We start from the raw sequence: 1,373 nt of genomic DNA on the forward strand, positions 1-1,373 counted from the left end.
TTCGCTTTAAATTCGACTCAAAAGTCAAAATGAGTAAATGATATCTTTTAGTTAGTAATTCAGTTAGTTGGTTAAGGTAAATGCATTACAACGGTCTAGTATAAGAATAGTGCGGTTTTGTGTGCGAGGATTTTCCGAAGGAAAATCAGACGTAACAAAATTGCACTAACCTTTGATTAAGCACCTAATTTAGCATTATTTTTATACATTGTTGGCAACTGGCTTTTTTCCGTTTGCTATTTTCTTAATTATTATTCCGCTAATAAAAGTCGAGATTATTGTCAAAAATAAAATCATTCTATAATTCACGTTATTTTGATGATATTTTAAAATTCCGTCATTCATTATTGGATTCGTTATAGTTATTTCTATAAACTGACTTTCGACAAAGCAATATAGACAGTAAAAAGTCGGGATTAAAATCAGATAAATTAAATTCAGTCCGATTATTTTTTTCAGAGATTCAACTTTTCGTGATGTTAAATAAAATCCGATTGGCATTAAAGTCAGAATAAAAGCAATGTCCGTTTCAAAAAAGCGAAAGTCCTTTCCGCCATAAAATCCGAGTTTATAATTCGCCAAATATTTTACCGTTTTGCGAGTCAAAATCCGATAATCCAATTCATATCGCATTCCGATAATAAAAGTCAGAATTGCTGTGAGAATCAGTAAAATCAGTTTTCGTTTTCCTTTCAGCATATTGGTTTTTCAGCTTGTTGCCAACGTGTTTGTGTATGGTTAGTTGCGTGGTTAAGCAACTAAGTTAGCAAACTTTTACGAACCCGTGAATATTCCGCAGGAATATTCGCAAGTAGGGAAGAACCTAGCAATTAATTATACACGGTGTTACCTGTTGTTTTTTTATCATTTACACAATTCAATCGGTTTTCTGTTCCAGATATTTCCTAAATTCTCTTTATTGATTTTACAATCACAGTCTAAAACAGAGAAATTATTTGATTGATTATATTTGATAAGATAAAGGTCTCCAATTTTCATTTTATTTATAGAGCTTAAGTTACATGATTTTTGTCCAAAATATTCATTATCATCATATTCAAACTTATATTCCACAACAGTACTTCCTCTTCCAGATTTTATTTCAACTATCTCGGCAGTTAAAAAAACGCCTGATTTATTTAGTTTACTTACATTAATTTGCCAACCAATTCCTCTAATAATTAGATACATGATAAAGGCTACAATCAAAATTGTGAATATGATATCACTTTTTTTCATATAATTCAAATTGTTTGTTGGGTCTTTTAAATAACAGGTAACGGTTTTGTGTATGGTTAGTTGCGTGGTTTAGCGACTAAGTTAGCAAACATTTACGAACCCGTGAAAATTCCGCAGGAATTTTCGCAAGTAGG

The 1,373-nt window shown here is 31.0% G+C and carries 2 protein-coding genes; both read right to left on the minus strand.

Translation table 11 applies throughout. The features are described from left to right. Nucleotides 1-201: 201 nt before the first annotated feature. Nucleotides 202-699, minus strand: a complete 498-nt coding sequence (locus tag C8N41_RS16765; protein WP_115840125.1) for a hypothetical protein — start codon at nucleotides 697-699, stop codon at nucleotides 202-204. A 165-nt stretch (nucleotides 700-864) separates the two neighbouring features. Continuing rightward, nucleotides 865-1,239, minus strand: coding sequence for a DUF3592 domain-containing protein (locus tag C8N41_RS16770; protein ID WP_115840126.1), 375 nt, complete (start codon nucleotides 1,237-1,239; stop codon nucleotides 865-867). Nucleotides 1,240-1,373: the final 134 nt, after the last annotated feature.

The sequence above is a fragment of the Winogradskyella sediminis genome, assembly GCF_003387355.1.
GTDB classification, from domain to species: Bacteria; Bacteroidota; Bacteroidia; order Flavobacteriales; family Flavobacteriaceae; genus Winogradskyella; species Winogradskyella sediminis.